The organism is Novosphingobium sp. (genome assembly GCF_049240505.1).
Classification (GTDB): domain Bacteria; phylum Pseudomonadota; class Alphaproteobacteria; order Sphingomonadales; family Sphingomonadaceae; genus Novosphingobium.
Window position 1 is genome coordinate 1 of sequence record NZ_JBMLSM010000112.1, and the last position, 3,042, is coordinate 3,042.

Sequence of the window (3,042 nt, forward strand, 5' to 3'; positions counted from 1 at the left end):
ATCGACGAGATCGACAAGATCAGCCGCAAGGCCGAGAACCCCTCGATCACGCGCGACGTTTCGGGCGAAGGCGTGCAGCAGGCCCTGCTCAAGCTGATGGAAGGCACCACTGCCTCCGTCCCGCCGCAGGGTGGCCGCAAGCATCCGCAGCAGGAATTCCTGCAGGTGGATACCACGAACATCCTGTTCATCTGTGGTGGCGCGTTCGCGGGTCTTGAAAAGATCATCTCTGATCGTCTGCAGAAGCGCTCCATCGGTTTCGGCGCGCATGTGGCCGATCCTGACAAGCGCAAGGTTGGCGAACTGCTGCAGAAGGCGGAACCGGAAGATCTGCTCAAGTTCGGGCTGATCCCCGAATTTGTCGGTCGTCTGCCCGTGATCGCCACGCTGAACGATCTTGATATCGAAGCGCTGGTGCAGATCCTGCGCGAGCCGAAGAACGCGCTGATCAAGCAGTATGCCAAGCTGTTCGAGCTTGAAGACGTTGCGCTGACATTCACCGACGACGCGCTTGAAGCGATCGCCAAGAAGGCCATCGAACGCAAGACCGGCGCGCGCGGGCTTCGCTCTATCGTAGAAGGTCTGTTGCTCGACACCATGTTTGACGTGCCGACCGAAACGGACATTGCCGAAGTCGTTGTCGACAAGGACGTCGTCGAAGGCCGCAAGGAACCCGTCCGCGTCCACAAGGGCAAGGAAGAAGCTGCCTAAATTGACGGCGAGACTGAATCAAAAAAGGGGCGGGGCCACGTGGCACCCGCCCTTTTTTTCTACGAACCATCCAATCGGTCGGCCAGCCGGGCCATCAGGTCCATGCGCTCGTGAAGGATTGCGAGAATTAACGCAGGCCTGTTCGCGCGATCCTGGCAAAAAATGTAGTGATGTTCGCACTTCCCGACGCGCAGGCCATCGTGCAATGTGCGAAGATCACGGCCCAATGTCCGTTTCTTGGCCAGCGCAACAATACCGGTTTCCAGTCGAAGGGCATAATGCCGCGCCTGAACTGCGCCCCATTGGCTGCGTGTATAACGAAGGATGGCGCGCAAATCGGCTTCGGCGTGTGCTGTCAGCACATAAGTGGAATTCAAGCGCCCGCTTCCCGCCCGAGTTCGTCTTCCACAATGGCATCGACACTTAAACCGGACAGCCCGCCAACCACTTCGGCGGTGTCGATACGCCTGCCTATGAAGGCCTTCAATTCGCTCCAGGCCTGATCGCTGTCAGCGTCGGCGGGGAACAGTCGTTCAAGAGCATATTGCCTGATCGTCTTTCCCTGCAACGCGGCCAAGGCTTTCAAGCTTTTGTGCTGCTGCTCGGATATGTCGATGGTCAGGCGGCTCATGGCATACTCGCTAATGATATTTCCTGTTTTAGCACAAATGTGGGTTTGTGCCTATCGAGCGGATTGGAGCCGACAATTCACAAGTTTTCAATAATAAGCCAAAAAAGGGCGCGCTTGCCGTCAGGCAGCGCGCCCTCAAGAATGCGACTCCGGCCGAAGGGAACGAGATAGCCGGATAGTCAGGGGAGGAACCGGGGCGGAGGGGTAATTCAGGCCCGGTCGGAACGTCTCCGGGAGGCAAAATGGGCGCGAACGTCTCGCAAAGCCACATGTCCCAATGGGCTATGCCCGCAAGGTCAGGTCAGACAGAGTGATCGTGCAGCAGCACGCATTCGTGGCCGTCGATGGTTTCGACCTGAACGGTCGCGTGGCCAATATCGAAATCGTGTTCCAGTTCGTGCGCCAGCTGGTGAAGGAAGCTGTCACCGGGGTGTCCACCTGGCATGACGAGGTGCGCGGTCAGGGCGGTTTCAGTGGTGCTCATCGGCCAGATGTGCAGATCGTGGACCGCTTCCACCCCGTTCAGGCCTTCGAGGAAGCTGCGCACCTTGCGCTCATCTATGCCCATTGGCACGCCGAGCAGGCTCATCCGCAGCGAATCCTTGAGCAGGCCCCATGTGCCCCAGGCGATGATGCCGACGATCAGCAGGCTGGTGACAGGATCGATCCACGTCATGCCCGTGAGCGTGATCAGCAGTCCGGCGACGACCACGCCGGCCGACACACCCGCGTCTGCCGCCATGTGCAGATAGGCGCCGCGAATGTTGATGTCGTGGTGGCGACCGCGCATAAACATCAGCGCCGTGATCGTGTTTATCACGATGCCGATGGCGGCAACGATCATTACCGTTCCGCCAACCACCGGTTCGGGTTCGAACAGGCGGCGGATGGTTTCCACCAGAATTGCGCCCAGCGCGACCAGAAGGAAGGCGGCATTACCCAGCGCGGCAAGGATCGAACTGGACTTGAAGCCATATGTGAACCGCGCCGAAGGCGGGCGCGCGGTCAGCACGCTGGCGATCCATGCGATGACGAGGCCGAGCACGTCGGACAGATTGTGTCCGGCATCGGCCACAAGCGCCATCGACCCGGAGATGATGCCGTAGGTAGCCTCGACGATCACGAAGGCAAGGTTCAGGCCGATCCCGATGGCAAAGGCGCGTCCGAAGCTGGCCGGAGCATGAGAGTGGCCGTGCGCATGACTATGCGAATGGTCGTGATGGTGATGATGGCCGCCGGACATGCGCCCTTCCTAACGCCTTGAGGGGCAGTAGGAAACAGATGTTGCGCCAGGGGGCCTGTAAGCCGGGTTCTGTAGCGCCGACGGTATCCCATACGGGACCGTATCGGCACTGGCAGCCATTCCTCTAGGCGGACCGTTGCCGGAACGCTCAAGCAATCAACCCGGACTGCTGGCCCGAAACAGGCCTGCCCCGAAAGGCGCACAGTCCCTATTCGATCTTGCTCCGGGTGGGGTTTGCCGTGCCGCTTCCGTTGCCGGTCGCGCGGTGCGCTTTTACCGCACCCTTTCACCCTTACTCGTCCTTGCGGACTAGCGGTCTGCTCTCTGTGGCACTTTCCCTTGACCATTGGCTTTGCAGCTTCTGGCCCGGCGGGCGTTACCCGCCACCCTTGTTTCGTGGAGCCCGGACTTTCCTCGGGATCTTGCGATCACGCGGCTGCCCGGCCCCCTGGCGAGC

General features: G+C 60.3%; 4 protein-coding genes and 1 other RNA gene. 1 reads left to right on the top strand and 4 read right to left on the bottom strand.

Annotated elements, in window-relative coordinates:
* Positions 1-711, top strand: a 711-nt coding sequence (clpX, locus tag ACOVQ0_RS09555; protein WP_421883474.1) for an ATP-dependent protease ATP-binding subunit ClpX, incomplete at its 5' end; no start/stop codon positions are given.
* A 59-nt stretch (positions 712-770) separates the two neighbouring features.
* Here the strand turns inward: clpX and ACOVQ0_RS09560 are convergent.
* The 4 genes from ACOVQ0_RS09560 to rnpB form a co-directional block, all read right to left on the bottom strand.
* Positions 771-1,073: a type II toxin-antitoxin system RelE/ParE family toxin gene (locus ACOVQ0_RS09560; protein ID WP_421883484.1), complete on the bottom strand. Its 303-nt coding sequence runs from the start codon at positions 1,071-1,073 to the stop codon at positions 771-773.
* Between the two features lie 11 nt (positions 1,074-1,084).
* Entirely contained in the window at positions 1,085-1,342 is a 258-nt protein-coding gene (locus tag ACOVQ0_RS09565; RefSeq protein WP_421883478.1) for an antitoxin, read from the bottom strand.
* Positions 1,343-1,643: 301 nt separating this feature from the next.
* On the bottom strand, positions 1,644-2,585 hold the full coding sequence (locus tag ACOVQ0_RS09570; RefSeq protein WP_421883481.1) for a cation diffusion facilitator family transporter: 942 nt from the start codon (positions 2,583-2,585) through the stop codon (positions 1,644-1,646).
* Positions 2,586-2,627: 42 nt separating this feature from the next.
* Positions 2,628-3,037: RNase P RNA component class A (gene rnpB, locus ACOVQ0_RS09575), an RNA gene on the bottom strand.
* Positions 3,038-3,042: the final 5 nt, after the last annotated feature.